The organism is Myceligenerans indicum (genome assembly GCF_016742955.1).
Lineage (GTDB): Bacteria > Actinomycetota > Actinomycetes > Actinomycetales > Cellulomonadaceae > Myceligenerans > Myceligenerans indicum.
In genome coordinates, this window is the sequence record NZ_JABBYC010000106.1 from 1 (window position 1) to 3,061 (window position 3,061).

Genomic DNA, 3,061 nt, shown 5'->3' on the forward strand with positions numbered 1-3,061 from the left:
GACAACGTCGAGGTCCTCGAGAACGAACAGAGAGCTTGGTCGCCTCTGATCCTCGGGGACCTCGACCCCCACCACCAGCAGCGTGCTCACCGGCAAGCCGCCGCCCCTACCGGATGTCCCATGAGCCCCTTATGGGGCTGGTCCTGTTGGGTGCAGGCGGCTATTTCATGGCGAAGTGGCGGAGTATTGAAGATCGAAGCCGTGGAGAGAGCAGCTGGGTTCTGGCGAGACTGCATCAAACGTTCAGCGGGCGGGAAGGGGAGCATTACGCCCACAGATCCGCACTTCATGTGGGGAGGGGCTGGGTCGTGATGGGCTGCCTCTGCGTGATCTGGGCATTCTTTCTTGGAGGCGGGTGAGAGGCGCATCTGAGGTACGGCGTTCTCCGAGAGGCCATTGCACCGGGATCTGACGTGCCGACGGCGATGTCCGTGAGTGGGGGCTCCCGCGCCACGCGGCCGGCGGCGTGGCCGTGCGGGGCGGTGGGCACGGGGACCCTTGCCTCTGCTGAGGGTGAGTGCAATATTCACCCGATGGTCCGTCGTGCGTCGCCGGGCGGCTACCGGCGGCGCGGACCATGGCTCCGGCCGGCCACGTCGCCGGCTCGCACCCGCTCCGACGACCCCTGGGGGATCTCGATGCACCGTGCCCTGACCGCCACCCTCGCCACCAGTGCGCTCCTCGTACCTGCCGTGCTGGTCGCTCCCGGCGCAGCAGCCCTGTCCCGCCCGGCCGAGCATGCCGTTGCCACCTCCGTCTCCGCCATGACGACTGCCGCCTCCACCGCAGCCACCGCAGCGGCCACCCCGGCCGACGTCGCCCGCCGCTGGGCGCCCATCCACTACCAGGACGTGGAGTTGTCCAATCTGCATGCGCTCCCGGTCTGGTAGGCGGCGAGGCCATCAGCCTGCGGGAGTGAGTTGTAGCTGTTGGTTGAGGCGCAGCCGGGTTCTGGAGTGCTCGGGGCGGCCGACGCTCGCAGGGTCGACCGTCGAGGTCGTGACGTCCCAGCCCAGCGTTCGCTAGTCGGGGACGGCGCCCCGGGGGTGAGCGGTGCGGCGCAGTGTGCAGCACGCGTCGTCGAAGTCGTCCGAGGTGAGCGAGGAGCCCGCGACCTTGTCCACGTCGAGCTCGTCGAGCGCGACGCCGACCACCTCGGCTGAGATGCCCGACGCGAACTGCTTCTGATACTGCGCCGAGGCCGGGTTGTCGGCCTCGGGGGTGACGGTCACGGCGGTCACCACGCCGTCGGCGATCGTCAACTCGACCCCGATCGTCTCGGTGCCACCTGGGGAGGCGTAGCTGCCCTCGGCGCAGCACGTGCCGTCGGAGTAGGTGCTGGTGGTCGTACTGCAGCTGGCAGGACACCGGCGACGGCGATCGGTGTGAGGGCGATGAGGACGCGGCGTCGGAATTCATGGCTGTCTCCCTGTGGAGACAGCCAAGGCGCCGAGCTTCGTGCCATCTCCCTCACGCGCCGCTCCGGCCGGCTGGCCGTGGTCACCGGCATCGCCGTCGACATTCATCCGCGCCTGCTGGCGGGCGCGAGCGAGATCGCCTGCGGCGCGGGCTACGTCATGGAGACGCACAGTGTCGACGCGACGGTGCGCGACACCGCCGAGACGGTGCTCGACATCGCGTCCAGCGGGCAGTACGACGGGATCCTGACCCTTGTCCCGATGCGTCCCCTAGCTCTCCCGAACGGCCGGGAGTCGCCGCTGGTCGTCACCGCGACCGCCTTCGACGCAGAGATGCACAGCGTGGGCGAGCTTGCCGACGCCTGTCTCGTCGACGTCCCTCGTGGCGGCCGGTCATCGCCGGTTCGTGCACTTCGGCGGGCCCGACCGGTACGCCTCCGCGCGGGCGCGCCGCAGTCTATCTCTCTGCCGTCGAGCGCTTCTGCGTCGAATCTCTCGGCGCGCTCGGCTGTGAGTGGCCCGCGGAATCCGGCCGGGAAGCCGTCCTCGCGCTGCCCGACGACTCTCCGCCCCTTGCCGTCATCGTGGCCAACGACGGCCTCGCCATCGGCGTGCTGCGCGGCGCGGCCGAACGCGGCTGGTCCGTGCCGGGCGACCTCGTGGTGACAGGCTGGGACAACGCCGAGTTCGGGGCGTACACGACACCGTCCCTGACGGTCGCCGTCGACTTCCACGAGGCGGGACGGCAGGCGATGCGCACTCGTCGCGGCACTGCGCCACGACGAGCCGCCACCGGACGTCCCGAACCTGCAGCGCATCGTGTGGCGCGAGTCGACCGGAAGGATCTAGTACTGCAACGGCACTTGCGGTGGTGGATCATGGTGGGTGTGGTGATGGATCTGGTGGCGGTGGAGCTTGATCGTTTGCATGGTCGGGTCGCGTGCCGGTTCGGGCGGTCCGAACCGAGAGCTCGAGCTCGTCAGTACGTGTGCGGGTTGGTGGCGGGGCTGGAGCGGAAGAACGGGTGGACGCTGGCCGAGCATGCCGGGGCAAGGAGCCCGGATGGGATGCAGCGGCTGCTGCGCCGCGCGGACTGGGACGTGGACGGGGTGCGTGACGACGTTCGGGACTACGTGGTTGAGCACCTGGGCACCCCGTGCGGGGTGCTGGTGGTGGACGAGACCGGGTTCCTGAAGAAGGGAACTCGGTCGGCGGGGGTGCAGCGGCAGTACTCCGGGACTGCCGGGCGCACGGAGAACTGTCAGATCGGCACGTTCCTGGCCTACGCCGGTGCTGGTGGGCATGCGTTGATCGATCGGGAGTTGTACCTGCCGGCGTCCTGGACGGATGACCCCGCCCGCTGCCGGGCAGCGGGGGTGCCGCCTGAGATCGGGTTCGCGACCAAGCCCCGTCAGGCCATGGCGATGATCGGCCGCGCGATCGAGGCCGGGGTGCCGTTCGCGTGGGTGACCGCGGATGAGGCCTACGGTCAGGTCAAGTACCTGCGGGCGTGGCTGAGCCTGTCAAATACGTCGTGTAAACGGTGGGCGGTTTTCAGTAGGTCAGGTAGGGGTTCATGCGTTCGGGGTAGGCCACGGCGAGCTGGGCGAGGGCCTGCTTCCAGTTCGTGGTGACCTGGCCCT

Annotated in this window: 2 protein-coding genes and 2 pseudogenes; 3 read left to right on the top strand and 1 reads right to left on the bottom strand. The window is 69.3% G+C overall.

Annotated features, from left to right (window positions below):
• The first annotated feature begins 533 nt into the window (after nucleotides 1-533).
• A complete protein-coding gene (locus HGK34_RS22000) occupies nucleotides 534-890 on the top strand; it encodes a hypothetical protein (protein ID WP_201851529.1) in 357 nt (118 codons plus the stop codon).
• A gap of 132 nt (nucleotides 891-1,022) precedes the next feature.
• Here HGK34_RS22000 and HGK34_RS22005 read toward each other — a convergent pair whose 3' ends face one another.
• Complete coding sequence (locus tag HGK34_RS22005) at nucleotides 1,023-1,262, bottom strand: hypothetical protein (protein WP_201851531.1); 240 nt, start codon at nucleotides 1,260-1,262, stop codon at nucleotides 1,023-1,025.
• Between the two features lie 155 nt (nucleotides 1,263-1,417).
• Here HGK34_RS22005 and HGK34_RS22010 point away from each other — a divergent pair.
• Nucleotides 1,418-2,167 (top strand): annotated as a pseudogene (locus HGK34_RS22010) (substrate-binding domain-containing protein); the annotation flags it as partial.
• Between the two features lie 129 nt (nucleotides 2,168-2,296).
• Nucleotides 2,297-2,935: pseudogene (locus tag HGK34_RS22015) on the top strand (IS701 family transposase); the annotation flags it as partial.
• Nucleotides 2,936-3,061: the final 126 nt, after the last annotated feature.

What these genes read in the sequence shown, in the direction of transcription:
- HGK34_RS22000 (WP_201851529.1), top strand. Translation starts at nt 534, where the DNA reads ATGGTCCGTCGTGCGTCGCCGGGCGGCTACCGGCGGCGCGGACCATGG.